The sequence below is a fragment of the Mesorhizobium tamadayense genome (assembly GCF_003863365.1).
GTDB classification, from domain to species: Bacteria; Pseudomonadota; Alphaproteobacteria; order Rhizobiales; family Rhizobiaceae; genus Mesorhizobium; species Mesorhizobium tamadayense.
In genome coordinates, this window is the sequence record NZ_RQXT01000010.1 from 103,859 (window position 1) to 129,356 (window position 25,498).

Sequence of the window (25,498 nt, forward strand, 5' to 3'; positions counted from 1 at the left end):
GGCTCATGCGCGCGAATACAGTCATAATGATCATTCTTGCCGGTGTGTTCGGCGTGCTTGCGGTTGTGCTCGCCAATATTTGGCTCGCCAACCAGCGTAGCGCGATGGCCCAGGCAGGCAACATTCCTCGTGACACGATTGTAGTGGCTGCAGTGCCGCTGAAATTCGGTGACACTTTGAGCGAGGACAAGCTGCGCGAGATGGCATGGCCGGTAGGTGCCGTACCGGCCGGAGCATTCAAGACGACGAAAGAGGCGCTGGCTGGCAATGGCGCAAGGCAGGCGCTTCAAGCAATCAGCGCCAACGAACCGGTTCTGGCGACCAAGATCACAGGCCCTGGTCAGCGTGCCACGCTTTCCGCCGTGCTCGGCGAAGGCATGAAAGCCGTTTCCATCAGGGTCAATGACGTTCTCGGTGTCGCTGGCTTTGTATTTCCGGGAGATCGCGTCGACATATTGTTGACCCGCAATGTTCGCAGCAATGAGGGCGCGGATAAGAGCTTCGTCGACGTGCTCTTGCAGAGCGTGAAGGTGCTTGCGATCGACCAGGTTGCCGACGAGAGCAAGGACAGTCCGACTGTGGTGAAGGCGGTGACTGTAGAGGTCAGCACCAAGGATGCGCAGAAGTTGACGCTCGCCGCCGGCGCGGGCCAGCTTTCGCTGGCGCTTCGGCAAGCCGCGGCTAGCAAGGGTGAAATGACCGAACGTGTCACGCTCTCTGATCTAACTGGCGACACGCCTGAAGATGTCGCCAAAAGGCAGGCGGAACTTGACAGGCAGAAGGCCGCTGAGGCTGCCGCCGCCGAAGAGCGAAAGCGCGCCGACGACAAGATCAACGGGCTCGCCCAAGCGGTTGAGCAGGTGGGGAGCAAGCTCGATCAGTTGAGCAAGGTGAAGCCTGCTGTGGCACCCGCACCACAGGTGCAAGAAGTCGTAAAGGAAGTGGTCAAATATGTGCAGCCGGAGCCGCCGGCCCGCGCTACAATCGGAGTCTTCCGGGGCGTAAAGCTCGAAACGTATGACGTGCCGCGTCAACGTTAGAACCGCCCGGCAAACGAGGGGCTGCCAATTGGCAGCAGTGGGAGACGAGTGATGATGGGATTCTGGGTCAGAATAGCGGCGGCCGCGCTGTCCTTGTTTGGTGTATCGGCGATCTCTAGCCATTCGGCTACAGCGGCTGACCGCTTCATCGACGTGTCGAGCCCGTCCCTACACCGCGTGTTCGTGCCGGTGTCGCAGTCCGTCACGATCCAGGTCAGTTCCACACTCGGCGATATCGTCGTTGGCGACGAGAAGATCGCCGATGCCCAGCCGATGACCGACAAGACGCTCTATATCATCGGCAAGAGCCTCGGCACCACCACCGTCAATCTGTTTTCCGAGGACAAGCGCTCGCTGGGCGCCATCCAGATCGAGGTCGGCCAGGATGTCAGCGACATGGCGGCCGCGATCCGCCAGGTCGCGCCGAAGGCGCGCATCGAAATCGGTTCGATCAACGGCAAGGTTCGACTGAGCGGCCACGTCAAGGACGCCGCCACGCTGGCGCAGATCGTGGAAGTCACCCAGCAATATGGCCCCGACGCCATCATCAACGCTGTGACCATCGATGATAGCGAGCAGGTCAATCTGTCGGTGCGTATCCTGGAAGCTAAGCGCAACGCCGACCGCGATCTCGGCGTGTCATTCAAGAGCACGAACAGAGATGGCACGACAAAAGTCGGAACCGGTATTGCCGCAGTTGATAAAGATGGTGCAGTGCTCGGGTCGGGCACTTTGCTCAGCGGTCTCCTGTCCAACGCCTCTCCCTTTGGAGCGCTGCTCACGCGCGTCATCGACAGCAACATCAAAGTCGATTTGTACATCGAGGCGCTCGAGTCGAAGGGCTTGGTGCGGCTGCTGGCCGAACCCAACCTCACCACAGTTTCCGGCGAGACCGCCAGCTTCAATGCCGGTGGCGAAGTGCCAATCCGGAGCATCACCAGCCAAGGCGAGGTCCAGATCCAATTCAAGCAGTTCGGCGTCAACCTCAATTTCACGCCGGTGGTGCTCGACGACGGCAAGATCCACATGAAGCTTGCGCCGGAAGTCAGCGACTTGACCGGCTTCACGCCCGCCGGCGATCCGATCTTCACCAACCGCAAGCTGGCCACCGTGGTCGACCTGCGCGACGGCCAAAGCTTCGCGGTCGGCGGCCTGCTCTCCAGCAAGAATACCAGGCTGCAGGAGCAGGTGCCTTGGCTGGGTCAGGTGCCAATCATCGGCGCGCTGTTCCACAATTCGAGCACGCAGAAAGAAGAAACGGAACTGGTCGTCATCGTCACGCCGCATCTCGTGCGGCCGGTGAAGCCCGGCGAGCAGCTTGCAACGCCGTTCGACAAGACGAGGCCCGCCAACGACCCGGAACTTATGCTGCTCGGCCAGCTCGAAGTGAACAAGGACATGATCCGCAAGTATGAGCACGGCGACGGCGTCACCGGCCCCTATGGCCACATGCTGGATGTGAAATCGAAGGACAAGCTGGTCTATGTCAAGAAATAAGCTCTTGCTCGTCCTTCTCAGCTCCAGCCTGCTTGGGGGCTGCGCGGCCGACTATCTGAACAATTACGACACCATGACGTTGGCGTCGGGCGATTCGCAGAAAGCCAACCAGCTACTGCAGACGGTCGACCCGTACAATCCAGCTTCGAACAACACGAAGATCGAAGGCGACGGGGCACGGTCCGTCGCCGTCGTCCAACAATACAGAGTTCCGCCGCCCCCGCCGCCAACAACGAACATGACGGTCAACGTCGGGCCGGCGGGTGCGAGCACGCAGTGAACTGAACGAAAGGATGCGGTTGTATCGGGCATACGAGGAGCCTGGCACCAAGGGGTAAAGGGTAGGGCCATGTTGCGAATTATTCGCGCGTTCTGGCACGATCAAAGGGGAATAGCGCTTATCCTCGTCAGCATCACGTTGCCGGCGATCATCGGTTTTTCTTTGCTGGCCATTGATGCGAGCCGAGTCAACAATCTCCATAACGATCTTCAGAAAGCGGCAGACGCATTTGCGCTTGCTGGAGCAGCTGAACTGGACGGCACCAGTGGCTCGTGGGTGCGCGCCGAACGCGCCATGGCGACGCTGGTCAGCAACGAGAGCAATTTTTCGACAACCGGGACGAACGGCAGATTCACGCTGAGGTCCGGCGAACCTGGCGGCACACTCAACTGCAACAGCGCCGGGAACATTTCATGGTGCTTTCTAAAAGCGATTCCTGCGTCGGACAGCACCCAGATAACGGCGGCGAACCTTGCAACTTATCTCGCCAACTCCACTCGAGCCGTTGGTGAAGCGGAAACGCGCTTCATTCAGGTGACGGTGGCGCCCACCGGCTTTGCCGCGATATTCCCGGTCTCCTACATATCGGCCGGAGCGAACGGCAACTTCAGTGTCGGAGCGGTCGCCGTGGCAGGATTCACCTCTGGTGTCTGCAACTTTACGCCTGTCTTCATCTGTAATCCCTATGAGATGGATGCGAATGGCACGAACAATGCCGGCAACTACACACTGCAGCAGGCTGTTTCCAACCCTGCAGTTCGCCGTCGCTTGATTGAACTGCGGAAGGTCGGAAATGGCGCAGCTGCCGGCCCAGGCAATTTCGGTTTCCTGGAGCCTCCCCCGGGTGTGGGAAACGGGGCGCAGGCTCTCGCGGAGACCATCGCCACGTCAAGGCCTATTGGCTGCTATGAATCGGGCAGTGTTTCAACGAAGACCGGGCAGAACGCCGGCCCGGTGCAAGACGCCTTCAATGTCCGGTTTGGGATTGGAGCCAACGGCCATTTTAATAGTGCGGAATACGGGCCGGCGGCGAATGTCCGAAAAGGGGCGTTGCAGACCAAAGGCAGTGCCAACCAATGTCCTGCCATGAACCAGCTTTCATTCACCGAGCCTGGGACAATGGGACTGCCGCGCGATGCGACAACTCCTTACATGGGCGGCAGAATGGGCGATGGCGATTGGAACCTGTCGAGCTATTGGAGCACCAACTTCGGTTCCACCAGCCATCCGTCTTCCTGGGATACGACCAAGCCGACCCGCTATGACGTTTACAAATACGAGATAGCACAAGGTCTGGTCGGGACGGCCTCAACCGGGGGCGAAGTCGGCACGCCGGCTAGCGCATGTCAGCCGCCGGTCACGTCCGTGGACCGCCGTCTTCTCTATGGCGCCATCCTGAATTGCAACGCACTCGAAGCGGCGGGCAACGACCTGTCCGGTCACAGCACCAATCTGCCGGTTGAGGCCTTCGGCAGCTTCTTTCTCACCGAACCGGTTGCATCAGCGTCAGATGATGCATCGGTTATGGTTGAACTGGTCGACGTAACCGGTGGCGCCGGCCAGGGAACGCTCGACAATTTCTTGCGCGACGAAGCGCAACTTTACCGGTGACGGCCATGGCGAACCTGCTGTCCCGCACCCTCAGCCGTTTTCGTCGCGATGAGCGCGGCACTGCGCTCGTCGAGATGGCAATTATTGCCCCCTTCATGCTGTTTCTGTCGGCTGGCGTGTTCGAATTCGGCAATCTGATCCATGATAAGCTGCTGATGGAGGCTGGCCTTAGCGACGCGGCCCGATTCGGGGCACGTTGCAACAGCCAGCTTTATACCGACGCGGGCCTTGCAGCGATAAATTGCTCCGACATCGCTACAAACATCGCAGTATATGGCAAGGCCGCTGTCAATGTATTGATTGATAAACCGCGTATTGCTGGTTGGCAGAAGGCAAATGTGACGGTGACTATCGCCAACGGCGGCTCTTGCCACGATGCTGTTGTCGCCGGTGTCGTCCAATATCGTTCCACTACCGCGCAGGTCTGTATCGTAAGGGCAGCGGGGACCTTTGCCTATAGCGGCGTCGGAATGCTCTCTATCATCGATATCGGCACGATCACTCTTAGCGGTTTCCATGAGGAGCGGTTGATCCGGTTCTGACCATGTTCAGGCGCTTCGCAAGATCAGAGGACGGAGCAACGATGGTGGAAATGGCCATCGTCTCGACGCTACTGTTTATGCTGGTGCTTGGCTTCGTCGATTTCGGGTTCGCCCTCTATCAATGGAATGCCGCGACTAAGGCTGTTCAGGTCGGCGCGCGGCTGGCCTCTATTTCCACTCCAATTGCTCCGCAGATTGCGACGGCTGGCCCAACGGCTACACCAGGAGCGCCAGTGGCCGCAGGCTCCTTCGCCTATGTTTGCAACGGTGCCACGTCGACTTGTACCTGCACAGGCGCGTATTGTGTCGCTGGTGTGTGGTCAGCAGCGAATTTCAACACAATCTACGCCGGCGACGATGGGATATGCGGGCCGGTGGCCGGCAGTCGTCCCGGTATGTGTGACTTCGACCCATTTCTGCTACCGGTCAATGTGGTCATCAGCTATACCGCCACCGGGCTTGGCTATCAGACACGAGCCGCCGGGCCGATACCTACGATCACCGTCAGTCTGCAGAACATGACCTACCAGTTCTTCTTCCTGGGCGGTCTGCTCGGGTTCGGCAATATGACCATGCCTTCCATGCTGAGTACAGTAACGGGTGAAGATTTAAAGAGTACATCGCCATGAACGCCATCGACACCAGAGTGCTGCCCACGAAAAGAAAGCAGGTTGCCCTGTTTTCCTCCGATCCGAACTTCAGGCACGATGTGACCACCCGGCTCGATGCGCTGGCGATCTATGACGTCAGGGTTTCGGAGGCGGTCGAGTTCCTGAAGGGGCCGCCGGTCGATACGCGGCCCGGCATCATCATCCTCGACCTCGGCAATGGCGAGCTGCTCGGCCAGCCCGGCGTCGTCGAGGCGCGTTCCAAGTGGGCTTCCGTGCCGCTGATCGCGGTCTCGGGCGAGCTGACATCCGAGCAGACGCGCGTGCTGGTGCGCTTGAATGCGTCGGACTGGCTGCACAAGCCGCTCGACCCCAAGGAGCTGCTCAACGCCGTCACCTTCCACGACACCGGTAGCCAGGGCACGAAGAGCCGCATCATCACCTTCATTGCCGCCAGCGGCGGCGCCGGCGCGACCACGCTGGCGATCTCGGCGGCGGAGCATCTGGCCTCGAAGTCTTCCGAGCGGGCGGCCTCGACCTGCCTCGTCGATCTCGACTTCCAGAGCGCCAATTGCGGCGCCTATCTCAACCAGTTCAACCAGTTCGATCTTTCCGGCATCATCGGCCAGCCGGAGCGGCTCGATGTCGAGCTGATGGACGTCATCAAGCTTTCGCGGCCTTCCGGCCTGACGCTCTATTCCTTCGAGCGGCCGCAACTGCCGTTCGAGCCGCACGGCGCCGATTTCGTCTTCCGGCTGCTCGACCTCGTCGCCTACCGCTTCGACGACATCGTCATCGACCTGCCGAACATTGAGACGCCGTGGCACAATTCGGTGCTGCAGACGAGCGACGAGATCTTCATCGTCTTCGAGCTCAACGTCGCGTCGCTCAGGCAAGGCAAGCGGCTCTACAAGAAGATCCGCGAGCTGCGCGGGAACGCCGTCTCCATCACGCTGGTCGCCAACAAGCACAAGCGCAAATGGTTCGGCAACCACTTCTCGCGCAGCGAGTTGGAGAAGATCTTCAAGGCGCCGCATATCAAGTCGCTGGCGCTCGACAATGCGCTGCTGGCCGACGCGCTGAATCGCGCCATCCTACCTTCCGAGGTGGACGGCCGGGCCCGCTTCAACAAGGACCTGAAGCGCATGCTCAAGGAGCGGCTGGACAATGCCCAGCGCTAGGCGCCTGACTGCTGCGCGCTTTGCCGGCGCCTGCCTGGCTGGCATCGTGCTGGCGTTGGCCTGCGGTTCCGCCGAAGCCGGGTCGGGGCTGCCGCCGCTTCCCCCCATGGGCCCCAGCCTGCGCAAGGTGGTCGCCTTCCAGACCGGCGAGCAGCCCGGAACGATCATCATCCGCAAAAACGAGAAGGCGCTCTATCTGGTCACCAACAAGGGCCAGGCGCTGCGCTACCAGATCAGCGTCGGCCGCGACGGCTTCGGCTGGACCGGCACGGTCAGGATAGCGGCCAAGACCGAATGGCCGGAATGGCGCCCGCCCAGCGAGATGCGCGTGCGCCAGCCTGAACTGCCGGCGATGGTGCCCGCCGGCCCCTATAATCCGCTCGGCGCCAGGGCGCTCTATCTGTCGCGCGACGGCCGCGACACGCTCTATCGCATCCATGGCACCAACGATCCCAAGGGTGTCGGCTTCGACGGCACGTCCGGATGCTTCAGACTGACGAACACAGATGTGATCGATCTTTTCAAACGCGTCGCGGTGGGCGCAAAGGTGGTGGTCGAATGACGATGATCAGCGAGCCGGACGTTCCGGCAATCGAGCTTGGCGAACAGGAAAAGGCGCCGGGCAAGCCGAGCCGGGCGAGAACGATCGCCTTCGTCGCCGTCGGCGCGGTGCTCGTCACCGTCGTCAACGTCACCGCCGCCGTCTATCTCTATCGCGGCGTCAACGACCTGCGGGCATTGGAGGCGCGGCTCTCCCAGCTCGGCCAGTTCGAGCAGCGGATCGGCGCCCGCATCGATACCGTCAACAACGGCTTCCAGAGCCGGTTCGAGACGCTGGACCGGCAGCTGCAGGCAAGCTTCGGCCATATCAACGGCAATATTGCCCGGCTGGAGCAGGGCCAGCCCGTCGCCGCCGACGTCGAGACGCCTCGCGCGCCCGAGCCCGATTTCGCCGGCACGACCGTGGCGGAGGCGGACTCGGCCGGCGCCTCGCCGGCGTTCAAGGGGAAGGCCGCGCCGCCTGGACCCAATCCGTCCTATCAGCGCATCCAGCAGGCCGACGGCAAGGTGTATTACAAGAAGATCAACTGACGCCGCACAGGGCGACGGCGGACGGAAATTCCTTCAGGAAGCCGAAAGCCTAAAGATCGCGCTGCAGCGCCAGGATGCGGACGGCGCGAGCTTGCGCGCGCAGCTTTGCGTCGCGCAGGAAAGCCACGTGGCAGTAGGCGCAGGCCGCCAGGCCGAGGCACAGCACCAGGCAGTTCTTCCAGCTGAAGTCGATCATCAGCGAGAACTGCAGGCCGCGCGGCGCGGTGAACGAGGCGATCGTGCTTGCCGTTTCCGAATGGCTGCCTGCCGCGATCATCAGCCCGGCGAACAGCAGGGCGGCGTGATTGGCGAGGAAGAAGCCGGCGGATCTCTTCGCCTGGCAGGCCATCCAGCAGGCGGCCGCCGCGACGAGGATGACGGCGGCGTTCAGCACCATCGAGCCGCTGAGATAGAAGTCCACCTGCTGCCAGAACATCGTCGAGAAGGGGCGCAGCTCCAGCCAGACGCGCCACATGGCGGGGCTTGCCGGATAGAATCCGAGCAGGAACGTCGCTATTCGCTCCGCCGCCAGCAGGAACAGCATGAGAGCCGGGAAGGCAAAGAGCAGTGTCGGCTTGCGCGTCATGTCATCCCCTCGACATCCGATGCTTGACTGTAGGCCGCATTGGTTGCGCGAGACTTAACGCAACGCCTTGCTTTTCAAGCAATGTCGCCAGCGCCTAATGTATGATCCGGTAAACGACGAGGCGCGCTTTGGGCGAGGTGAGATCGACCGGCCGGCTTGCCATGGCGCTGGGCAGCCTCGGGCTGGTCGCCGGCGCGCTGCTGATTGCCGCGTCCAGTCGCTGGCTGCCGGGAGAGCTCCCCTCCTATCCGCCGGCCCAGAACGCGGCGGAAGCACGGCCCGCCGCTAGCCTCGCCATTCATGACGCGCGGCCAGGCCAGCCGGCGCGCCGGATCGCCGAGGACCTAATCGCGCCGCCGCCGCTCGACGTGGCGGGGGTCGAGCGCATCGAGCCCCGCCCTCCGCTCGGCGAGCTTGGGCTGGCATCGCCGCCGCAGACGCCGATGCCGCAGGACTGGCGCGAGACGCTGCTTTATCGCCCGGTCGCCACCTCGTCGGCGATCTTCGAAGCCATGGGGCGCCGGGTCGTCATCAGCGGGACCATCGACGTCGATCCCGACAGAACCTGCGCGTTCGGCGATGCCGTCTGGCCCTGCGGGCAGCGTGCCCGCGCCGCCTTCAACGCCTGGCTGCGCGGCCGGGCGCTCAAATGCGTGCTGCCGCCCGATGTCGACCGTTTCGGCGTCGCCGCGCCCTGCATGCTCGGCAAGCAGGATGTCGGCGCCTGGCTTGTTGGCAACGGCTGGGCAATGGCATCGCCCTCGGGCATCTACGGCAAGGCCGAGGCTGCCGCCAGGGGCGCCGAAATGGGCATCTTCGGCCCACCGCAATAGAGCATTCCAGGGAGAAGCGCGTAACGGCTTTCCGTTCGGCATTGCGTAAAAACGGAATGGTTTAAAAAGCTCAGCGATACTACCAAATGCCGACCTGTTTCAGCGACCGAATCAGATCATTGAAGCGAGTAGCAGGCCGCAGCATTTCCGGCGCTGCCCACGGAGAAAGATGCCGACTTCCATCAAATTGTAAGCTTCCCTGAAACCGAAATCGTAACCGAAGTCCTTTATGCCAATGCGTCCAGATAGGAGATTGGCCAGTGAGCATGGAAACACAGACCGCACCGACAGAGGCATGGAAGCATGTCGTCTGGCTGTCCCTGCTGGGCACCGCCTGCTGCCTGGCCCTGTCGCTCGGCCTGAACTATCTGCTCCTGTTCATCGACGGGCTGACACCGTACGGCCGTAGCGTCATCACAGCGACGCTTCTGCCCATCATCATCGGCCTGCCGCTTTTTGCCCTGCTCGGCTGGAGACAGGTCGAGATCCGCCGCTACCGGCAGGAACTCACCAGGTCCGGCACCTACGACCAGCTGACCGGCTGCCTCAACGGGGCGGTGTTCACCTCAATGGTCGACAGGCGGGCGGCGAGGCCGTCTGGCCCGCGTTCGGGCGCCTTTCTCGTCATCCACCCGGAACATCTTTCAGCAATCAACCTGCGCTTCGGTCTCGAATGGGGCGACGAAGCCTTGCGGCTCATCGCCTCGGCCATCCGGTCCTCGGTGCGCAAGGAGGATCTAATCGGCCGCATCGGAACCGCGCTGTTCGGCGTCTTCCTTCCCGGCGCGAGCGAACAGGACGCCAAGGAGGTCGGTAAGCGCATCCGCCAGGCGGTTGGGCAAATCTATTTCGCGCCGAAAGGCGATAAGGACGTGCTTGCCATCCGCGTCGGCGGCGTCGTCTTCGAGCACGAGCTGGCTTTCGAAGACATGTTCCGCTCGGCCGAGGAAGGGCTGTCCGAGTTGCAGGACGATACCGGCTTTCAGTTGTCCCATTTCAATAATTGAGCGGGCGCCAGCAGGACCCAACAACCTGCTTGAGCGATAATTCCGGCCGGAGTACCTACCGCAAAGGCGGCCCCGGTCTTTATGCCTCAGATGCCGCCCATGCAGAGATACTTCATCTCAAGGTAATCCTCGAGACCATGGCGGGAACCCTCCCGCCCGATGCCGGACTGCTTGACCCCGCCGAACGGCGCGGCTTCCGACGACATGCGTCCGGTATTGATGCCGACCATGCCGTATTCCAGGGCCTCGGCCACGCGCCAGACACGCTTCAGGTTGGAGGCATAGAAATAGGCGGCGAGGCCATAGATCGTGTCGTTGGCCTCACGCACGACCTGATCGGCATCCTCGAAGCGGATGACCGGAGCCAATGGCCCAAATGTCTCCTCCTGCGCCACCGTCATCGCGCTGGAGATGTCGGTAAGGACCGTCGGCTGGAAAAACGTGCCGTCCGCCCCAATCCGGCCTCCGCCGCACCGGATCGCGCCGCCTTTCCCCACGGCATCGGCGATGTGGGATTCGATCTTGGCGAGCGCATGCGTGTCGATCAGCGGGCCGATGGCGACGCCCGGATCGAAACCGTCACCGACCTGAAGCTCGCGAACCCGCTCGACGAACTTGTCGACGAACTCGTCATGGACGCCCGATTGCACGTAAAGGCGGTTCGCCGAAACGCAGGTCTGGCCGGCATTGCGGAACTTCGCCTGGATCGCCCCGTCTACGGCGGCATCGATGTCGGCATCGTCGAAGACGATGAAAGGCGCATTGCCGCCCAGCTCAAGGCTGACCTTCTTGATCTGGTCCGAACACTGGCGCATGAGCACGCGTCCGACCTCGGTCGAACCGGTAAAGCTGATCTTGCGCACTTTGGGATTGTGGCAGAGTTCGCGCCCCACCGCCGCGCCCTCCGAGGCATAGATGAGGTTCACGACACCGTCGGGAAAGCCGGCCTCGGCGGCGAGCGCGAACATGGCGCCTGCGACAAGCGGCGTCTGCTCGGCCGGCTTCAGCACGATGGCACAGCCCGCCGCCAGCGCCGGCGAGATCTTGCGCGCCACCATCGAGGCGGGGAAATTCCACGGCGTGATCGTGCCGACAACGCCGATCGGCTGCTTGATCACCAGCATGCGGCGGTCCGTCGACGGCGCCGAGATCGTCTCGCCGTAAATCCGATTGGCCTCCTCGGCGTACCATTGCAGATATGCCGCCGCATGAGAGACTTCCGATTTGGCTTCTGTGAGCGGCTTGCCCATCTCCGCGGTGAGGATCGCGGCGAGGTCATCAGCGTGGGTGACGATCAACTGATGCCAACGCCACAAGATTTCACTGCGCTCCCGGGCGGTCAGCCCTGCCCATTCGGCCTGCGCGACATAGGCCTTGTCGATCGCCGCGCGCGTCTCCTCGCCCCCCATGTCGGGAAGTTCTGCCAGCAACTCGCCGGTAGATGGATTGAAGACCTCAAACGTGCGCCCGCCAAGCGGCGTGCCAAGCGCCGGCACACGGTCGATCGCGCCAAACAGGTCGGGGGATTTCAAGTGGCGGATCAACGGCATGCACATGGACAATATCGGTCTCCTTCTCAAAGAGGCGCCAACGTGTGTTCTGCACCCCGGCGCCGTTTCATAGAGCCTGGGGCGGACAGCGGTAGACCCACATGCATGTCTCCTCAACCGCGAGCGCCAGCCGTATCAAGTCGTCAGACGACACGATCTGGCGCCCGCTGAGCGCTCGATATCGCGATCGGACACCCAACCGTCAACTGACGTTGCTTCGAGATTCGATCGTCTGGGATGAATGCTAACCCAACGAAATGTTATGAAGAGGGTAGCCAACAACGCGGCGATTCGGTTCGGCCCGGCGACTATCGGGCGAATATTGCATACTTTAGGGAAGGATCTATCGCCCTAGACCAGGTCTTCTCCACCAATATCCTCAGGGACGGCCCTGCCGCGTTGACGATTAATGTAGAACCATAGAGGGTCTTTAACCGGTCACGGCCGCCGCTGTTGAAATTCCGGACCTCGGTCTGAGAACAGCAGGAATCTTGCCCTGCGTTCAGCGTACCGACAACTACCGCAACTCGTCGTTGTTCTCACGGCGTTTTGTCGTTGGAATAGAGAACCCTGTACAGACGAGATGGGAGTCCGTCGTCGGCCTATGCCGCTCTGGCCTCACCGGTGTGCGCTTGGTATCCGTTTGATCTGGCGCACGCCCGGGCCGCCACTGTTCTCCAGAATGAATTCGATACCTGCGGCTACCAAAGCGTTGATAATCTTCGTCACCGTTTCAGGGCGACCGCCAAGCGGTCCATCTTCGGCTTCCAGACGTGCAATCGTCGGTTCTGAAACTGCGGAGCGCTCTGCCAAGTCCCCTTGAGACCAGCCCAGCAGTGCCCTTGCGGCCTTGATTTGTCTCGTGGTCACGGGCGCGGGACTGTTTGATAGATTTTCTATTGACATTCACAAAGTCACTTTGATATTTTTTCCATCAATTCCTCTGGAGTACTGACGCGTAGTCGAGCGGTATCCAGAGCGGCTGACCGCAGTGCGGGAACACCTAGGTCAGCCTGACCACGCCTAGCTTCAGGGAGCTCGGATCATGGCTGATTCCGACAATAGCATGACTTTGTCCCACGTCACCCGCAGCAGGTTACTTCCTGGAACGCCAAACGCAATGGCGGGAGGGCAGCCAAGAGCGTTCGCCGGCAACGATTCGGGAACGGATCAATCCGCCGATCCTGCGGTGGCGGTGTGGCGCCAATGGAAGGCGGCCCACGATGAGACTGAGCGGCTGTGCCGTCAGCAGCAGCGCCTGGAACGGAAGCTGGCCGAATCCGTTGGCTTTCCTTGTGCGACCGTCCTGCTGCGCGGCGGCGAGGACGTGACGCTGCATTCACTTCAGGCGATTCACGAAGTGCTGGATCTTGGTCCGGAAGACGCGGCAATGCGCGCGCAGGCTGAAACCGACTTCGCGGCTCATCAGGCGCGCTGGGATGCCGCCGCCAGGGAAAGTGGCTATTCGGCGGCATTGCAGGCCGAGCGCAAGGCTGCCGACCGAACGGAGGACCTGCTCGAGCTATTGGCTGAAGCCCCCGCCGCTTCCCTTGCCGGTGTGGCAGCCAAGCTTGATGCCGTGCTCAGGGAAGGAGAGGTTTCGGAAGACGGCGGTGGGTTTCCCTGGCCGCAGATCCGCTCTGTGCTCGGAGATGTGATCCGCATCGGGCAAGAGCTTATGCCGGAGCAGATGCTTGCGAACAGGCTAGGCATATCGAAGCCGGGGAGGGGAAGAGGATGCGGTATTCGCGTCTCAAACGGAGCGAACGGGAGCGCAGCATGAAGAAACGAGCCGGCGGATTGCCCATCGTGACCAAAAGTTCTCGCTTCAGGGGTGGGAAGGCAGATTCATTCGACACTCGCCCGACGTCTTTCGGTTCAACCGGGAACAAGGCGGTCGCGCCTTGCGGGCAGTGGTCCGTCGCTGAAGCTGTCGAGGTGGCAAAAGTGCTGTGGTGCGACGGGGCTGCAACGGTTGTTGCCTGGTCCGCCCTGTCGGCGCACTGTGAGGGAGATACGCGGGAATATCGTTTCTGGTTTGAAGTGTTTAAGCACCTCCAGGCCGGCTCATCCAATTCAGAGCTGGAAGGCATGACGGAAGGCGCTCACCAGCATTCACTTCATTGATGCCATCAGATGCGGCAGCGAAGGCCAGCGTTAGAACCGAAGCGCCCCCGGCATTTCCGGGCGTGGGCGAAGCCTAAAATCGACAGCAGCCCTCATCCCGCCGATCAGCATGTCGGCAGGCAGATTGCCGCGGTTCGCGTCCAGTCGGACGTCTCTCAGGCCCAGCTTGTGAGTTGCGATCGAGGCGGACCGGTAAGATTGAGTTTCACAAGCTGTCGAGAAATAAAATGGAGACGATTGGCTACTGACGCACCCACTCAAACCCGGGCTGCCTACTGTCTGGAGCAGACATGACAAGCAGATGATTGAGACGTCCTAGCCAAAAGCCCTGAATCAAGGCGCGATCGGGCAACGTGCTCCCATTTCAAATCGAAATTGGCAGATCACCACTTGCAAATCGCCCGCCGCTGTCTTTTGCTCGCGCGACTGTGGTCCCTTGAACGCTTGGCGAACGGATGAATAAAATCGAACGGCGACGGCCGGAGTCGGTTACGGGCGGAACCGTAAATGCCGTGCGGCTTGGAACGCGGTTGCGCCTCGCCCGCCAAACGCGTGGCATGACGCTAAAGACGCTGGCCACTGCCGCGAACTGCTCTGAAAGCCTTTTGTCCAAGATCGAGAACGGCAAAGCTTCGCCATCGCTGCCCATGCTTCACCGCCTGGTCGAAGTTCTGGACACCAATATCGGCTGGATGTTTGAGGAGGTCGACGATGACGAGGCGATCGTCTTCCGAGCTGGTGCGCGACCGTTGATCACACTGGACGCGTTGAGGCGCGGCGATGGCATCTCGCTAGAACGCGTCATTCCGTATTCGTCCGGTCACCTGCTCCAGTGCAATATCCATCACATCGAGCCAGACGGCGAGAGCGAAGGTCCGATCCAGCATGTCGGCGAGGAAGTCGGCTATGTGCTCGCGGGCCGGATCGAGCTGATCGTCGATGGGAAGAACCATGACCTCACTGCTGGCGACGCGTTCGTGTTCAGGTCGGAATTGCCGCATCACTACCGCAACATCGGCAATGAGCGCGCGAGCATTTTCTGGGTCAACACGCCGGCGACCTTCTGATCGCGTTTCGGTCGTTCAAACTCATTGACAAATATTCAAGTGTCTTGAATTGTTGCCTCGTGCCTGTAGCACCAATGGGACCAACCAAATGAGGTTTGGCCCGCAAGCAAGGGGAATCGCAAATGCGTCTGTTCAAACTTCTCGTCGGTTGCGCGGCCGTCATTGCCATTGGCTCGACAGCCATGGGATCAGCTCTCGCCGACACGTTCGCTCTCGTCAACATCAACCAGCAGGCCCTGTTCTTCAACCAGATCAACGAGGGCGCGCAGAAGGCGGCCGATGCTGCGGGCGCCAAGCTGGTCATCTTCAATGCCAACAACGTCCCGAGCGCGCAAAATGACGCGATCGAGACCTACATCACACAAAAAGTCGACGGCATCATTCTGGTCGCCATCGACGTGAACGGCGTCAAGCCGGCAATCACCGCCGCCAAGGCGGCTGGCATTCCCGTGGTCGCTATCGACGCGCAGATCCCTAACGGCGACAACGTTTCGTTCATCGGTGTCGACAACACCAAGGCCGGCGAGGATATCGGCAAATTCTACGCCGATTATGTGAAGAGCGAGATGGGCGGCAAAGCCAAGATCGGCATCATCGGCGCGCTCAATTCTTTCATCCAGAACCAGCGGCTCGACGGCTTCAAGAAGGCCGTCACCGATAGCGGCGAGGCGATCACCTTCCTCGACACGGTCGACGGCCAGAACGTTCAGGAAACCGCGTTAAGCGCTTCGGAGAATTTGATGACCGCCAACCCGGACATGACGACGCTCTATGCGACCGGCGAGCCAGCGTTGCTGGGTGCTGTTTCGGCCGTGACCAGCCAGGGCCGCACCGGCGACGTCAAGGTGTTCGGCTGGGACCTGACCAAGCAGGCGGTTCAAGGCATCGACGATGGTTGGGTGGTGGCGGTCGTCCAGCAGGATCCGGCTGGCGAAGGCAAGGCCGCGGTCGAAGCGCTGGCCAAGCTCAAGAAGGGCGAAAAGGTCGATCCGATCATCAACATTCCGGTGACGATCGTGACCAAGAAGAATGTCGACCAATACCGCGCGATGTTCAAGTAAGCTGCACCGAAGATCGAGCCGCGGCGGCGCTCAAGGCAACGCCGCGGTCTCTTTGCCAGTTCCGTGGATCCAAGATGAGCAGTGGCGAGACCTATCGGGTGCGGATGAGCGGCATCTCAAAGCGCTACAACGCCATCCAGACGCTCGACGACGTGTCCCTGACGCTGAAGCCGGGCGAGGTCCTGGGCCTGGTCGGCGACAACGGCGCGGGAAAATCCACGTTGAGCAAGGTGCTGTCGGGGGCGGTGATCCCCGACGCCGGCACGATCGAGATCGACGGAATGCCGGTGACCTTCAACTCGCCGGCGGACTCGCGTGCGGCACGCGTCGAAATGGTCTATCAGGACCTGTCGCTCTGCGACACCATCGACGTCGCCGGCAATCTCTTTCTCGGCCGCGAGCCGCGCCGCCACGTCGCCGGCATCTCCTTTCTCGACAAGAAGCGCATGCACGAGCAAACGCGCCAGATGCTCGACCGCCTCGGCATCGTTATCGCCGACACGCGGCTTAAGGTCGAAAACCTGTCCGGCGGGCAGCGACAGTCGATCGCGATCGGGCGCGCCGCCTCTTTCGAGCCGTCGGTGCTGATTATGGATGAGCCGACGGCAGCGCTCGCCGTCGCCGAGGTCGAGGCCGTGCTGGACCTGATCCGCACCGTGAGCGCCCGCGGCGTCAGCGTCATTCTGATCACCCATCGGCTCCAGGACCTGTTCCTCGTCTGCGACCGCATCCAGGTCATGTATGAAGGACGCAACGTCGCCGAGCGGCTGATCGGCGAAACTAATATCGAGGACGTGGTCAACCTGATCGTTGGCCGCAAGTTCAATGCTCGTTCCGCTGCCAGTCGATATCGCGATGGAGCACCGATATGAGCGAAGCGACCCACTCCGCTCAGTCCCGAAGGGTGCGCGAAGCCACATGGCGAGAAGCGATGCTCGCCAATGGCAGTGTCGTGTCGATTGCGCTGTTCTTTCTTGTCGTTTGCATCATTTTCTCGGTAGCGACCAACGCCTTTCTGACATCGCCCAATCTGTTGAATATCCTGCGACAGTCGGCGCCGCTGCTGATCGTCGCCGCGGCGATGACCTTCGTCATCACCACCGGGGGTATCGATCTTTCAGTCGGCTCCGTGCTGGCACTGGTGGCAACGCTGTCGGCAACACTTCTGCAGTTCGGCTTGCCGTGGCCGGCGGTTATCCTCGCCATGCTTGCGTTGGGAGCCCTGCTTGGCGCGGTGCAGGGTTATTTCGTGGCCTATGAGGGTATCCCGGCCTTCATCGTCACGCTCGCTGGGCTTTCGGTGATCCGGGGCGTGGCGCTGCTCATCACCGGCGGCTATTCCATCCCCGTCGAGCCGGGAAGCTCGTTCACGATCATAGGCCGCGCCTGGTTTCTCGGTGTGCCGGTGCCGGCGCTGATCGCGCTGGCGATCCTTGCGATCGCCTATCTGGCCTTCAACGAGACGCCATTCGGCCGCTATGTGACCGGCATCGGCGCCAACGCCGAAGCGGTGAGACGCGCCGGCGTGAACACGCGGCTGATGACCCTTTTCGTTTACGTGATTTCCGCCACCGCGGCGGCGCTTGCGGGGATCATCATTGCTGCCCGTCTCGGATCCGGGTCCTCGAACGCCGGGCAAGGCTTCGAGCTCGAGGTGATCGCAGCCGTCGTGCTTGGCGGCACCAGTCTCTTCGGCGGCCGCGGAACGATCATCGGCACGGTGCTCGGCGCACTCACCGTGGCCGTCATCGGCAACGGCCTGATCCTGGCGCATCTGTCGCCCTTCCTCACGCCGATCGTGACCGGAACGATCATCCTGATCGCCATCTGGCTGAATTTCCGCCTGTTCCGCGGCGCGGTGCGGAGCCGTTGAGCTCATGAACAGTCTCTTCGATAACGCGCCGCCCAAGCAACGGCTGGAGATCGGGGTTAAGACCGGCCATGTGATGACGGTGCTCGGCCCGATTCCTGTCGACGAGATGGGGATTACCCTGATGCACGAGCACATCTTGCTCGACGGCGCGCGCACCTGGAAATGTCCTTGTCATCCGGACGATATGGCGCTCGCCGAGCAGCCGGTGAACATCGAGATCATCGGCGAACTGCGCATGAACCCTTACGTGAACCGCGACAACGTCTCGCTCGACGACAGCGACCTGGCATTGTCGGAGCTGCAACGCTATCGCGCGCTGGGAGGGCACACCGTCGTCGACGCGACCAATATCGGTATCGGCCGCGAGCCGGAAAAGCTTGCCCGCATCAGTCGCATGTCCGGTCTGAAGATCGTCATGGGCACCGGCTTCTATCTCGAGCATACCCATCCCGAATGGCTGAAGGCGATGGACGTTGACGCGGTGACCGAGTTCATTGTCAACGACGTCGGCGGCGGCAAGACGCAACCGCCGATCATGGCGGGCCTGATCGGCGAGGTCGGCGTCAGCAAGGATTTCACCGTCGAGGAACGAAAGTCGCTGAGAGCTTCCGCCAGAGCATCGCGCATCACGGGCGTGCCGCTGTCGATCCATCTGCCGGGCTGGGAGCGCCTGGCGCACGACGTGCTCGATGTCGTGGAGGCCGAGGGCGCCGATCTTCGCCACACCGTGCTCTGCCACATGAATCCCAGCCACAACGATCTGGATTACCAGACCAGCCTCGCCCGGCGCGGCGCCTTCCTCGAATACGATATGATCGGCATGGACTATTATTATGCCGATCAGGACGCGCAATCGCCTTCCGATGAAGAGAATGCGCGAGCGATAGCGGCACTTGTCGAAGCGGGCTTCGGCGACCGCCTGCTGCTTTCCCAGGATGTGTTCCTCAAGATCATGCTGACCCGCTTCGGCGGCTTCGGCTACGGCTATATCCTGAAGCATTTCATACCGCGTCTGAAACGGCATGGTCTCGAGCAGCCAGCGATCGACCGCATGCTGATTGCCAATCCCAAGGCCGTGTTCGCGCAGCAGAATTGAACGGACCAGACTTACGGCTGCCCAGCTTTACGGCAGCCAAGACCTACTGCGGAGTCAAAATGTCCAAGAAGAAGATCCTGCTTGCCGGTGAATCCTGGGTCTCGACAGCGACCCATATCAAGGGCTTCGACCAGTTTCCGACGGTCACTTACCATACCGGCGCGGACGAATTGCTGACGGCGCTGAAGGCGACCGATTTCGACGTGACCTTCATGCCGGCGCATGAGGCGCAGCGCAGCTTTCCGCAAACGATGGAAACCCTCTCCGCATATGATGCGGTGGTGCTTTCCGACATCGGCGCCAACACGCTGCTGCTGCATCCCGACACCTGGGTTCACTCGAAGCGAACGCCGAACCGCCTGCGTCTGCTGCGCGACTATGTGAGCGCCGGCGGCGGACTTTTGATGTTCGGCGGCTACTACAGCTTCCAAGGCATCAACGGCGGCGCGCGTTACCGCAAGACGCCGGTCGAGGAAGTGCTGCCGGTGAACTGCCTCGCCGTCGACGACCGTGTCGAGGTTCCTGAGGGCTTTGCGCCTGTGCTGAAAGGTCCGTCGAGCCATCCTATCCTGAACGGTCTCGGTTCGGACTGGCCGATGCTGCTTGGCTTCAACGAGGTGACGCTGAAAGACGGGGCGGAAGTTCTGGCCACCGTGTCGTCGGAGTATGGATCACTGCCGCTGCTCGTCACCGGCCATTACGGCAAGGGCCGCACCGTGGCCTGGACGTCCGATGTCGGCCCGCATTGGCTGCCACCGGAGTTCATTGCCTGGGAAGGCTACAAGACCCTGTTCGAACAGATGCTTGGCTGGGCAACCGGCGGGAATTGAGCGATGCACGTCCACGTCGTGGGCAACGCCTGTATCGACACGACGTTTCGCCTCGGCCGCTTCCCTGCCGCCGGCGAGACGTTGAACGCCACTGCTTATGCCGATGGCCTTGGCGGCAAGGGTGCAAACCAGGCGGTCGCAGCAGCGCGCACAGGCGCGGCGGTGACGCTATGGACGGCGCTCGGCAAGGACCCGCTAGGCGCATGGATCAGGAGCCAGCTCGACATGGAGCTGTCGGACGTGCAGGTGAGCGAATTCGACCTGCCCAGCGACCGCTCGACCATCGTCATCGATGCTGGCGGCGAGAACTTCATCGTCAGCGGCGTCGCCTGCAGCGAAGCATTCGATCCGATCGCGCAAACCGCACTTGCACGCCGGATTACGCCGGGCGAGATCCTTGTCTGCCAGGGAAACCTAAGAGGCGCTGCGACAAATGCCTGCCTGAGGGCGGCACGGAAAAATGGCACGCGCACCATTTTGAACGCCAGCCCTATCGATGAGGCCGCTCTGCCTGACTTCGGCCTGGCAGACATGTTGGTGGTGAATCAATCCGAAGCGAAAGCACTGACCGGTCAGATGGACATGGCGGCGGCGGCCGGCGCGCTCGCGGCCAAGGGCGCCGCGACAGTCGCGATCACGCTCGGCGCCGAGGGTTGTCTTGTGCTTGGTCATGGCCAGGCAGGAGCACTTTGTTTGCCCGCCCCACACGTGAAGGCGCTCGACACCAGTGGTGCCGGCGACGTGTTCTGCGGCTGTCTGGCCGGCGGGCTCGCCAGGGGCATGCCGATTACCTCAGGGCTGAAGTTCGCGCTGGCGGCCGCAGCAATCTCGGTGACACGGCCAGGCACATTGCTATCCTGCCCCTCCGCGTCTGAAATGGCGGCGCTCGTCGATCAAACGGAGCTCTCATGACCCAGCCCTCACGTCCGATCGGACAATCAGGCGGCGACGCGCTCGTCCAGCTTTTCGGCCGCAGCAAGGTGGTAATCGGCGTCGTTCACCTTGCGCCGCTTCCTGGCGCGCCACGCTACGACGGCGAGGCTATAGAGGCGATCTATCAGCGAGGACTCGATGATGCGCGAGCCTATTTCGATGGCGGATGCGACGGCGTGATCGTCGAGAATCATGGCGACATTCCCTTTGCCAAACCTGACGATATCGGACCGGAGACAGCGGCCTACATGGCGGTGATCTCCGACCGTATTCGCCGCGAACTCGGCAAGCCGATCGGCATCAATGTGCTTGCCAACGCCGCGATCCCGGCGCTTGCGATTGCCAGTGCCGCTGGCGCGGGGTTCGTCCGTATCAATCAATGGGCCAATGCCTATGTCGCCAATGAGGGTTTTGTAGAGGGCGAGTCGGGCCGCGCAGCACGCTATCGCGCCCGGCTGCGCGCCAACGGCATCCGCATTTTCGCCGATGCTCATGTCAAGCATGGCGCGCACGCCATCGTTGGTGACCGCCCGGTGGAGGAATTGGTCAAGGATCTGGTCTTCTTCGACGCCGACGCCATCATCGCGACGGGTCAGCGCACCGGGCATGCTGCGGATCTGAGCTACATCCGCATGATCAAGGAGGCCGCCGGACTCCCAACTCTGGTCGGCAGCGGCGTGACGCCCGACAACGCCAACGACATCCTTGGCATCGTCGACGGTGTCATCATCGCAAGTGCGCTGAAGCATGACGGCGTCTGGTGGAACCAGGTCGACCCCGCTCGGGTGAAGACTTTTGTGGCAGGGCTGCGGCGATGACTGAGCGGATATCAATGCCGGCCGGAGCCGGCCGAGCGCCGGATCTTGAGTCGAGAGCAGTAGTTTCGAAAATTAGTTGGCTGCCGCCAACAGCTCAGCTGCGTGGAATGTCGCCCTTGCTCTCGGCGATGTGATGAGCAAGTAGCTTCACTTCCGGCATTGCGAGCGGCACTTAATCCCCTTTAGACCCGTCGTTTCCAATGAGGGTTACGAAGTGTTTCAATACGTTCTGCGCAGTTTGCTCCGCAGTATGTCCAGCCACTGCCCATTGCGCAAAGTGCCCATCAATGTACATGCGTGCGAGCCCGTAGACGAGCGCCCTCGCGGCTATCTGGGTCTCTGCGATGTCGTTTGACCGAAGCAAGTGTCGTTGCTGGGCCTCTACCATCGACCCTTCTACCAACGCACGTACCGCTTCGTTATCGCGACGCAGCGACTCCGAACTGTCCCAATCAATAAGACTCCGCGTCGAGATGATCTGGAAATGGGTGGGGTTTCGAATTGCCCAGCGCAAATAGGCGATACCAACAGCGGCAAAGCGCGCAATCGGGTTGTCTGTTGCGACGTTCTCGACTGCGTTTGTAATCTCCGAGCGAAACCGGCTCATTGCCTGCTCTGCCACAGCCGTCATCAATGCGGTCTTATTGGCGAAATGACGGAAGGGTGCGCCGGGAGAAACGCCCGCCCGCTTTGCGGCTTCGCGCACGCTCACATTGTCGGAGCCGCCCTCCTCGACAAGTTGAACCGCGGCATCGATCAGGACCTCCCGCAAATTGCCATGGTGGTAACTCGTGCGGCGAGGCGTCTTGGCTTTTGGCATCTCGTTCCCTTCGTTCTGTAGAGCTGCATCTCGCCTCTATATCAAGAAATCTCCAATAATGTAATCACTGTTTACAACTTATGCCGCAGGATGTAAGCAGTGATTACAGATGGGACGGAATAGGCCTGCGATCTTCGCGGCTGCCAAATGCCCAGATGGAGGAAACGAACATGCTCGCCAGAAACGCCGAAGCTCGCCGTTTGCAATCGTTCACGTCGTCCCAGGGTCCAGCCGAAAAACCTCAGCATAAGGAGAATTTCCGGACTGTTCAGTCGAGTGCGGCCGCGCCCAGCGTCACGCTTTATCGGATTGCCGCCGTCGCCGGAGTGGGAAGCGCGCTTATTCTTTTGATCAACGCCGCTAAACGCAGTTCGCTCATCCCGACCACCGATCTAACGCAACTTCTCGCGCCACTCGCTGAGATATTGGCGCTTGGTCTTGTCGTAGGCTTGTTTCTTGCGTTTGGCAGGCGCACGGGCCCATTCGGCACTGTCGCGTTTGTCATCAACTTCATTGCATTGGCAAGTTTGGAAGGTGTGGAAGTGGTGATCAATCTCGTATTTTCGAAACTTCCGCTGACTACCGTCATGGACCTACGAGCCGGGCCACTCGGGCTGGCTCTATTCGCCGGTTCGTTGCTTTTCCTACTTGGAACCCTGGCGTTTGCGATCTCTCTTGCCGTTGGACGAGGTGTGCCGCGCATTCCACTGGCCCTCTATCTCATTGGCGCGGCGCCGATCGCGCTCCGTGCGTTCGTCCCGGAGTGGGCTCTTGACCTGGGCTTGGTGGTTCTTGCGATAGCCATCGCTTGGCTGGCCGGATGGCTGTGGATGCGCGCGAACACCATCGACGACTTCAGGCCGGAAAGTATGTTGCACCCATAGCGCGATGCATAAGTGACAAGCCGAGCAAAATAGCGGCCGCCCCGATTTAGATGATTTCGAACGCGGCCTGTCATCAAGTCCATCCGATTTGTTACGGGTTTTGTAACGCCAGAACGGACAGGAAGCCTTGAGCGTCAAGGGCTTCAGCGATTTCCAAGGGATAGGCTGGTGCTGCGAGAGAGGATTGAACTCTCGACCTCTCCCTTACCAAGGGAGTGCTCTACCACTGAGCTACCGCAGCCTGCGATGGCGGCGCTTCTGCCATATCGAACCGGCAAGCGCAAGGCCAAGAAATGCAGCCATTGATGCAGCTGTGGAAGCTGCCGTTGATGGTCTTTATGACATGGCCGCGCCATAATGCTGCTGTGCCTGAAAGGCAGCCGGCCGATTGCCGGCTGGAACGGGACGATGAACGATAGGGCAAATCCACCGAAAAAGAGCAGCGAGCGCAAGGAGCGGCTCGCCGAAGCGTTGCGCGCCAACCTGCAGAAACGCAAGGCGCAGGCACGCTCGCGGCGCGCCTGCGACGCTGACAAGCAGCGCGCTGGCGACGCTGACAAGCAGCGCGCCGGCGATGCCGATCAGCGGCCGGAGGGACCGCCGTCTGCTGGAAAAATGCAAAAAAAGTAACTCAAATCAGCCACACTGGCCGACCACACTTGGTCCACAGGTGGGGAAATCCTATTTCTTGAACCGCACCGGCCAATAGTCTAGAGCCGGACATACTCAACCGATTGAAACCGGCCCGTCCGGGCCGAGGGGACGTTCTCTCATGGATCGCATCAGAATTGTCGGCGGCAATAAGCTTGCCGGAAGCATTCCGATCTCGGGCGCCAAGAACGCGGCGCTGCCGCTGATGATCGCCTCGCTGCTCACCGACGATACGCTGACCTTGGAGAACGTGCCGCATCTGGCCGATGTCGAGCAATTGATCCGCATCCTCGGCAACCACGGCGTCGACTATTCGGTCAACGGCCGCCGTGAGAAGCAGCAGGAAGGCTATTCGCGCACCATCACATTCTCCGCCCGCAACATCGTCGATACCACCGCGCCCTACGAGCTGGTTTCGAAGATGCGCGCTTCCTTCTGGGTCATCGGTCCGCTGCTTGCCCGTATGGGCGAGGCCAAGGTCTCGCTGCCCGGCGGCTGCGCCATCGGCACGCGCCCGGTCGACCTCTTCCTCGAAGGCCTGCAGGTGCTGGGTGCCGACCTCGACGTCGACAACGGCTATGTCATCGCCAAGACCAAGAACGGCCGCCTTGTCGGCAACCGCTACGTCTTCCCGAAAGTCTCGGTCGGCGCCACCCATGTGCTGATGATGGCGGCCTCGCTCGCCAAGGGCGAGACGGTGCTCGAAAACGCCGCCTGCGAGCCGGAGATCGTCAACCTCGCCGAATGCCTGGTCGCCATGGGCGCCAAGATCCACGGCGCCGGCACCTCCACCATCACCATTGAGGGCGTCGAGGCGCTGTCCGGGGCGCGCGTGCGCGTCATCCCGGACCGTATCGAGACCGGGACCTATGCCATGGCAGTGGCGATGACCGGCGGCGACGTCGTGCTTGAAGGCGCGCGGCCCGACCTGTTGCAGACCGTGCTCGACATCATCGCCGAGACCGGCGCCGAGATCACACCGACCAATGCCGGCATCCGCGTCAAGCGCAACGGCGCCGGCATTGCGCCGGTCGACGTGACGACCGCGCCCTTCCCCGCCTTCCCGACCGACCTGCAGGCGCAATTCATGGGCCTGATGACGATGGCCAAGGGCAAGTCGCGCATCACCGAGACGATCTTCGAGAACCGCTTCATGCATGTGCAGGAGCTTGCCCGCCTCGGCGCCCACATCACGCTCTCCGGCCAGACGGCGATCGTCGACGGCGTCGCCAGGCTGAGGGGCGCGCCGGTCATGGCGACCGACCTGCGCGCCTCGGTGTCGCTGGTGATCGCAGGCCTTGCCGCCGAAGGCGAGACCGTCGTCAACCGGGTCTACCACCTCGACCGCGGCTTCGAGCGGCTGGAGGAGAAGCTTTCCGGCTGCGGCGCGGTGATCGAGCGGATTTCGGGCTAAAGGAGCCGGGTGCGGCCGCGCGTCGGTTGCGCGGAGCGGAAAGACCCACTAGAGCCGGTTCGTCACGATCAAATCGGGGCGAAACAGGCTCTAGTTT

Annotated in this window: 28 protein-coding genes and 1 tRNA gene; 24 read left to right on the forward strand and 5 right to left on the reverse strand. The window is 61.5% G+C overall.

Annotated elements, in window-relative coordinates:
* The first annotated feature begins 5 nt into the window (after positions 1-5).
* The 9 genes from cpaB (at position 6) to EH240_RS10965 (ending at position 7,851) form a co-directional block, all read left to right on the forward strand.
* Positions 6-1,040 carry a Flp pilus assembly protein CpaB gene (gene cpaB / locus EH240_RS10925; RefSeq protein WP_124998011.1) on the forward strand — a complete coding sequence of 345 codons (1,035 nt, stop codon included), beginning with the start codon at positions 6-8 and terminating at the stop codon, positions 1,038-1,040.
* 51 nt (positions 1,041-1,091) lie between these two features.
* Complete coding sequence (locus tag EH240_RS10930) at positions 1,092-2,537, forward strand: type II and III secretion system protein family protein (protein WP_124998013.1); 1,446 nt, start codon at positions 1,092-1,094, stop codon at positions 2,535-2,537.
* A gap of 4 nt (positions 2,538-2,541) precedes the next feature.
* Positions 2,542-2,817 (forward strand): hypothetical protein, encoded by a 276-nt coding sequence (locus EH240_RS10935; RefSeq protein ID WP_245435932.1) that lies wholly within the window; start codon positions 2,542-2,544, stop codon positions 2,815-2,817.
* Between the two features lie 69 nt (positions 2,818-2,886).
* Positions 2,887-4,428 carry a TadE/TadG family type IV pilus assembly protein gene (locus EH240_RS10940; protein WP_124998016.1) on the forward strand — a complete coding sequence of 514 codons (1,542 nt, stop codon included), beginning with the start codon at positions 2,887-2,889 and terminating at the stop codon, positions 4,426-4,428.
* A gap of 5 nt (positions 4,429-4,433) precedes the next feature.
* Positions 4,434-4,970, forward strand: a complete 537-nt coding sequence (locus EH240_RS10945) for a TadE/TadG family type IV pilus assembly protein (protein WP_124998018.1) — start codon at positions 4,434-4,436, stop codon at positions 4,968-4,970.
* 2 nt (positions 4,971-4,972) lie between these two features.
* Positions 4,973-5,599 (forward strand): TadE/TadG family type IV pilus assembly protein, encoded by a 627-nt coding sequence (locus EH240_RS10950; protein WP_124998020.1) that lies wholly within the window; start codon positions 4,973-4,975, stop codon positions 5,597-5,599.
* Positions 5,596-6,759, forward strand: coding sequence for a CpaE/TadZ family protein (locus tag EH240_RS10955; RefSeq protein ID WP_124998023.1), 1,164 nt, complete (start codon positions 5,596-5,598; stop codon positions 6,757-6,759). The genes EH240_RS10950 and EH240_RS10955 overlap by 4 nt, the downstream gene beginning before the upstream one ends.
* Entirely contained in the window at positions 6,746-7,321 is a 576-nt protein-coding gene (locus EH240_RS10960; RefSeq protein ID WP_124998025.1) for a L,D-transpeptidase, read from the forward strand. Before EH240_RS10955 ends, EH240_RS10960 begins: the two co-directional genes overlap by 14 nt.
* Positions 7,318-7,851: a hypothetical protein gene (locus EH240_RS10965; RefSeq protein ID WP_124998027.1), complete on the forward strand. Its 534-nt coding sequence runs from the start codon at positions 7,318-7,320 to the stop codon at positions 7,849-7,851. The genes EH240_RS10960 and EH240_RS10965 overlap by 4 nt, the downstream gene beginning before the upstream one ends.
* 49 nt (positions 7,852-7,900) lie before the next feature.
* On the opposite strand, the gene EH240_RS10970 is transcribed toward EH240_RS10965, so the two are convergent.
* Positions 7,901-8,437 carry a hypothetical protein gene (locus EH240_RS10970; RefSeq protein ID WP_124998029.1) on the reverse strand — a complete coding sequence of 179 codons (537 nt, stop codon included), beginning with the start codon at positions 8,435-8,437 and terminating at the stop codon, positions 7,901-7,903.
* 137 nt (positions 8,438-8,574) lie between these two features.
* Between EH240_RS10970 and EH240_RS10975 the strand changes: the two genes are divergently transcribed.
* Together EH240_RS10975 and EH240_RS10980 are read left to right on the forward strand one after the other, a co-directional pair.
* On the forward strand, positions 8,575-9,270 hold the full coding sequence (locus tag EH240_RS10975; RefSeq protein WP_245435938.1) for a thermonuclease family protein: 696 nt from the start codon (positions 8,575-8,577) through the stop codon (positions 9,268-9,270).
* Between the two features lie 266 nt (positions 9,271-9,536).
* The gene (locus EH240_RS10980; RefSeq protein ID WP_124998158.1) at positions 9,537-10,277 is read left to right on the forward strand and encodes a GGDEF domain-containing protein; all 741 of its coding nucleotides are present in this window, start codon (positions 9,537-9,539) and stop codon (positions 10,275-10,277) included.
* Positions 10,278-10,363: 86 nt separating this feature from the next.
* Here the strand turns inward: EH240_RS10980 and EH240_RS10985 are convergent, their stop codons facing one another.
* Together EH240_RS10985 and EH240_RS10990 are read right to left on the reverse strand one after the other, a co-directional pair.
* Positions 10,364-11,833, reverse strand: a complete 1,470-nt coding sequence (locus EH240_RS10985) for an NAD-dependent succinate-semialdehyde dehydrogenase (protein ID WP_425374786.1) — start codon at positions 11,831-11,833, stop codon at positions 10,364-10,366.
* 612 nt (positions 11,834-12,445) lie between these two features.
* A complete protein-coding gene (locus EH240_RS10990; protein WP_124998033.1) occupies positions 12,446-12,733 on the reverse strand; it encodes a helix-turn-helix transcriptional regulator in 288 nt (95 codons plus the stop codon).
* Positions 12,734-12,872: 139 nt separating this feature from the next.
* On the opposite strand from EH240_RS10990, the gene EH240_RS10995 reads away from it, so the two are divergent.
* The 10 genes from EH240_RS10995 (at position 12,873) to EH240_RS11040 (ending at position 21,632) form a co-directional block, all read left to right on the forward strand.
* Positions 12,873-13,610: a hypothetical protein gene (locus tag EH240_RS10995; RefSeq protein ID WP_206075246.1), complete on the forward strand. Its 738-nt coding sequence runs from the start codon at positions 12,873-12,875 to the stop codon at positions 13,608-13,610.
* Positions 13,607-13,954, forward strand: coding sequence for a hypothetical protein (locus EH240_RS11000; protein WP_124998035.1), 348 nt, complete (start codon positions 13,607-13,609; stop codon positions 13,952-13,954). Before EH240_RS10995 ends, EH240_RS11000 begins: the two co-directional genes overlap by 4 nt.
* A gap of 455 nt (positions 13,955-14,409) precedes the next feature.
* Positions 14,410-15,021 (forward strand): cupin domain-containing protein, encoded by a 612-nt coding sequence (locus EH240_RS11005; protein ID WP_124998037.1) that lies wholly within the window; start codon positions 14,410-14,412, stop codon positions 15,019-15,021.
* Between the two features lie 122 nt (positions 15,022-15,143).
* Entirely contained in the window at positions 15,144-16,082 is a 939-nt protein-coding gene (locus tag EH240_RS11010; RefSeq protein WP_124998039.1) for an ABC transporter substrate-binding protein, read from the forward strand.
* A 74-nt stretch (positions 16,083-16,156) separates the two neighbouring features.
* Positions 16,157-16,954, forward strand: coding sequence for an ATP-binding cassette domain-containing protein (locus EH240_RS11015; RefSeq protein WP_124998041.1), 798 nt, complete (start codon positions 16,157-16,159; stop codon positions 16,952-16,954).
* A gap of 59 nt (positions 16,955-17,013) precedes the next feature.
* The gene (locus EH240_RS11020) at positions 17,014-17,955 is read left to right on the forward strand and encodes an ABC transporter permease (protein WP_176479218.1); all 942 of its coding nucleotides are present in this window, start codon (positions 17,014-17,016) and stop codon (positions 17,953-17,955) included.
* Positions 17,956-17,959: 4 nt separating this feature from the next.
* Positions 17,960-19,051, forward strand: a complete 1,092-nt coding sequence (locus EH240_RS11025; RefSeq protein WP_124998045.1) for a phosphotriesterase family protein — start codon at positions 17,960-17,962, stop codon at positions 19,049-19,051.
* A 59-nt stretch (positions 19,052-19,110) separates the two neighbouring features.
* Complete coding sequence (locus EH240_RS11030) at positions 19,111-19,881, forward strand: glutamine amidotransferase (RefSeq protein WP_124998047.1); 771 nt, start codon at positions 19,111-19,113, stop codon at positions 19,879-19,881.
* Positions 19,882-19,884: 3 nt separating this feature from the next.
* Positions 19,885-20,793 (forward strand): ribokinase, encoded by a 909-nt coding sequence (locus tag EH240_RS11035; RefSeq protein ID WP_124998049.1) that lies wholly within the window; start codon positions 19,885-19,887, stop codon positions 20,791-20,793.
* Complete coding sequence (locus tag EH240_RS11040) at positions 20,790-21,632, forward strand: BtpA/SgcQ family protein (protein ID WP_124998051.1); 843 nt, start codon at positions 20,790-20,792, stop codon at positions 21,630-21,632. The genes EH240_RS11035 and EH240_RS11040 overlap by 4 nt, the downstream gene beginning before the upstream one ends.
* Before the next feature lie 172 nt (positions 21,633-21,804).
* Here EH240_RS11040 and EH240_RS11045 read toward each other — a convergent pair whose 3' ends face one another.
* The gene (locus EH240_RS11045) at positions 21,805-22,452 is read right to left on the reverse strand and encodes a TetR/AcrR family transcriptional regulator (protein ID WP_124998053.1); all 648 of its coding nucleotides are present in this window, start codon (positions 22,450-22,452) and stop codon (positions 21,805-21,807) included.
* A 170-nt stretch (positions 22,453-22,622) separates the two neighbouring features.
* Here EH240_RS11045 and EH240_RS11050 point away from each other — a divergent pair, with 170 nt between their 5' ends.
* Positions 22,623-23,336, forward strand: a complete 714-nt coding sequence (locus tag EH240_RS11050; protein WP_206075247.1) for a hypothetical protein — start codon at positions 22,623-22,625, stop codon at positions 23,334-23,336.
* 166 nt (positions 23,337-23,502) lie between these two features.
* Here the strand turns inward: EH240_RS11050 and EH240_RS11055 are convergent.
* Positions 23,503-23,577 (reverse strand) — tRNA-Thr (locus tag EH240_RS11055).
* 167 nt (positions 23,578-23,744) lie between these two features.
* Here EH240_RS11055 and EH240_RS11060 point away from each other — a divergent pair.
* Both EH240_RS11060 and murA read left to right on the forward strand, forming a co-directional pair.
* On the forward strand, positions 23,745-23,966 hold the full coding sequence (locus EH240_RS11060) for a hypothetical protein (RefSeq protein WP_124998055.1): 222 nt from the start codon (positions 23,745-23,747) through the stop codon (positions 23,964-23,966).
* A gap of 142 nt (positions 23,967-24,108) precedes the next feature.
* Positions 24,109-25,401, forward strand: a complete 1,293-nt coding sequence (murA, locus tag EH240_RS11065) for a UDP-N-acetylglucosamine 1-carboxyvinyltransferase (protein ID WP_124998057.1) — start codon at positions 24,109-24,111, stop codon at positions 25,399-25,401.
* Positions 25,402-25,498: the final 97 nt, after the last annotated feature.

Coding starts and splice junctions, on each gene's coding strand:
- cpaB (WP_124998011.1), top strand. CDS start 6: ATGCGCGCGAATACAGTCATAATGATCATTCTTGCCGGTGTGTTCGGC.
- EH240_RS10930 (WP_124998013.1), top strand. CDS start 1,092: ATGATGGGATTCTGGGTCAGAATAGCGGCGGCCGCGCTGTCCTTGTTT.
- EH240_RS10940 (WP_124998016.1), top strand. CDS start 2,887: ATGTTGCGAATTATTCGCGCGTTCTGGCACGATCAAAGGGGAATAGCG.
- EH240_RS10945 (WP_124998018.1), top strand. CDS start 4,434: ATGGCGAACCTGCTGTCCCGCACCCTCAGCCGTTTTCGTCGCGATGAG.
- EH240_RS10950 (WP_124998020.1), top strand. CDS start 4,973: ATGTTCAGGCGCTTCGCAAGATCAGAGGACGGAGCAACGATGGTGGAA.
- EH240_RS10955 (WP_124998023.1), top strand. CDS start 5,596: ATGAACGCCATCGACACCAGAGTGCTGCCCACGAAAAGAAAGCAGGTT.
- EH240_RS10960 (WP_124998025.1), top strand. CDS start 6,746: ATGCCCAGCGCTAGGCGCCTGACTGCTGCGCGCTTTGCCGGCGCCTGC.
- EH240_RS10965 (WP_124998027.1), top strand. CDS start 7,318: ATGACGATGATCAGCGAGCCGGACGTTCCGGCAATCGAGCTTGGCGAA.
- EH240_RS10970 (WP_124998029.1), bottom strand. CDS start 8,437: ATGACGCGCAAGCCGACACTGCTCTTTGCCTTCCCGGCTCTCATGCTG.
- EH240_RS10980 (WP_124998158.1), top strand. CDS start 9,537: ATGGAAACACAGACCGCACCGACAGAGGCATGGAAGCATGTCGTCTGG.
- EH240_RS10985 (WP_425374786.1), bottom strand. CDS start 11,833: ATGTGCATGCCGTTGATCCGCCACTTGAAATCCCCCGACCTGTTTGGC.
- EH240_RS10990 (WP_124998033.1), bottom strand. CDS start 12,733: ATGTCAATAGAAAATCTATCAAACAGTCCCGCGCCCGTGACCACGAGA.
- EH240_RS10995 (WP_206075246.1), top strand. CDS start 12,873: ATGGCTGATTCCGACAATAGCATGACTTTGTCCCACGTCACCCGCAGC.
- EH240_RS11000 (WP_124998035.1), top strand. CDS start 13,607: ATGAAGAAACGAGCCGGCGGATTGCCCATCGTGACCAAAAGTTCTCGC.
- EH240_RS11005 (WP_124998037.1), top strand. CDS start 14,410: ATGAATAAAATCGAACGGCGACGGCCGGAGTCGGTTACGGGCGGAACC.
- EH240_RS11010 (WP_124998039.1), top strand. CDS start 15,144: ATGCGTCTGTTCAAACTTCTCGTCGGTTGCGCGGCCGTCATTGCCATT.
- EH240_RS11015 (WP_124998041.1), top strand. CDS start 16,157: ATGAGCAGTGGCGAGACCTATCGGGTGCGGATGAGCGGCATCTCAAAG.
- EH240_RS11020 (WP_176479218.1), top strand. CDS start 17,014: ATGCTCGCCAATGGCAGTGTCGTGTCGATTGCGCTGTTCTTTCTTGTC.
- EH240_RS11025 (WP_124998045.1), top strand. CDS start 17,960: ATGAACAGTCTCTTCGATAACGCGCCGCCCAAGCAACGGCTGGAGATC.
- EH240_RS11030 (WP_124998047.1), top strand. CDS start 19,111: ATGTCCAAGAAGAAGATCCTGCTTGCCGGTGAATCCTGGGTCTCGACA.
- EH240_RS11035 (WP_124998049.1), top strand. CDS start 19,885: ATGCACGTCCACGTCGTGGGCAACGCCTGTATCGACACGACGTTTCGC.
- EH240_RS11040 (WP_124998051.1), top strand. CDS start 20,790: ATGACCCAGCCCTCACGTCCGATCGGACAATCAGGCGGCGACGCGCTC.
- EH240_RS11045 (WP_124998053.1), bottom strand. CDS start 22,452: ATGCCAAAAGCCAAGACGCCTCGCCGCACGAGTTACCACCATGGCAAT.
- EH240_RS11050 (WP_206075247.1), top strand. CDS start 22,623: ATGCTCGCCAGAAACGCCGAAGCTCGCCGTTTGCAATCGTTCACGTCG.
- EH240_RS11060 (WP_124998055.1), top strand. CDS start 23,745: ATGAACGATAGGGCAAATCCACCGAAAAAGAGCAGCGAGCGCAAGGAG.
- murA (WP_124998057.1), top strand. CDS start 24,109: ATGGATCGCATCAGAATTGTCGGCGGCAATAAGCTTGCCGGAAGCATT.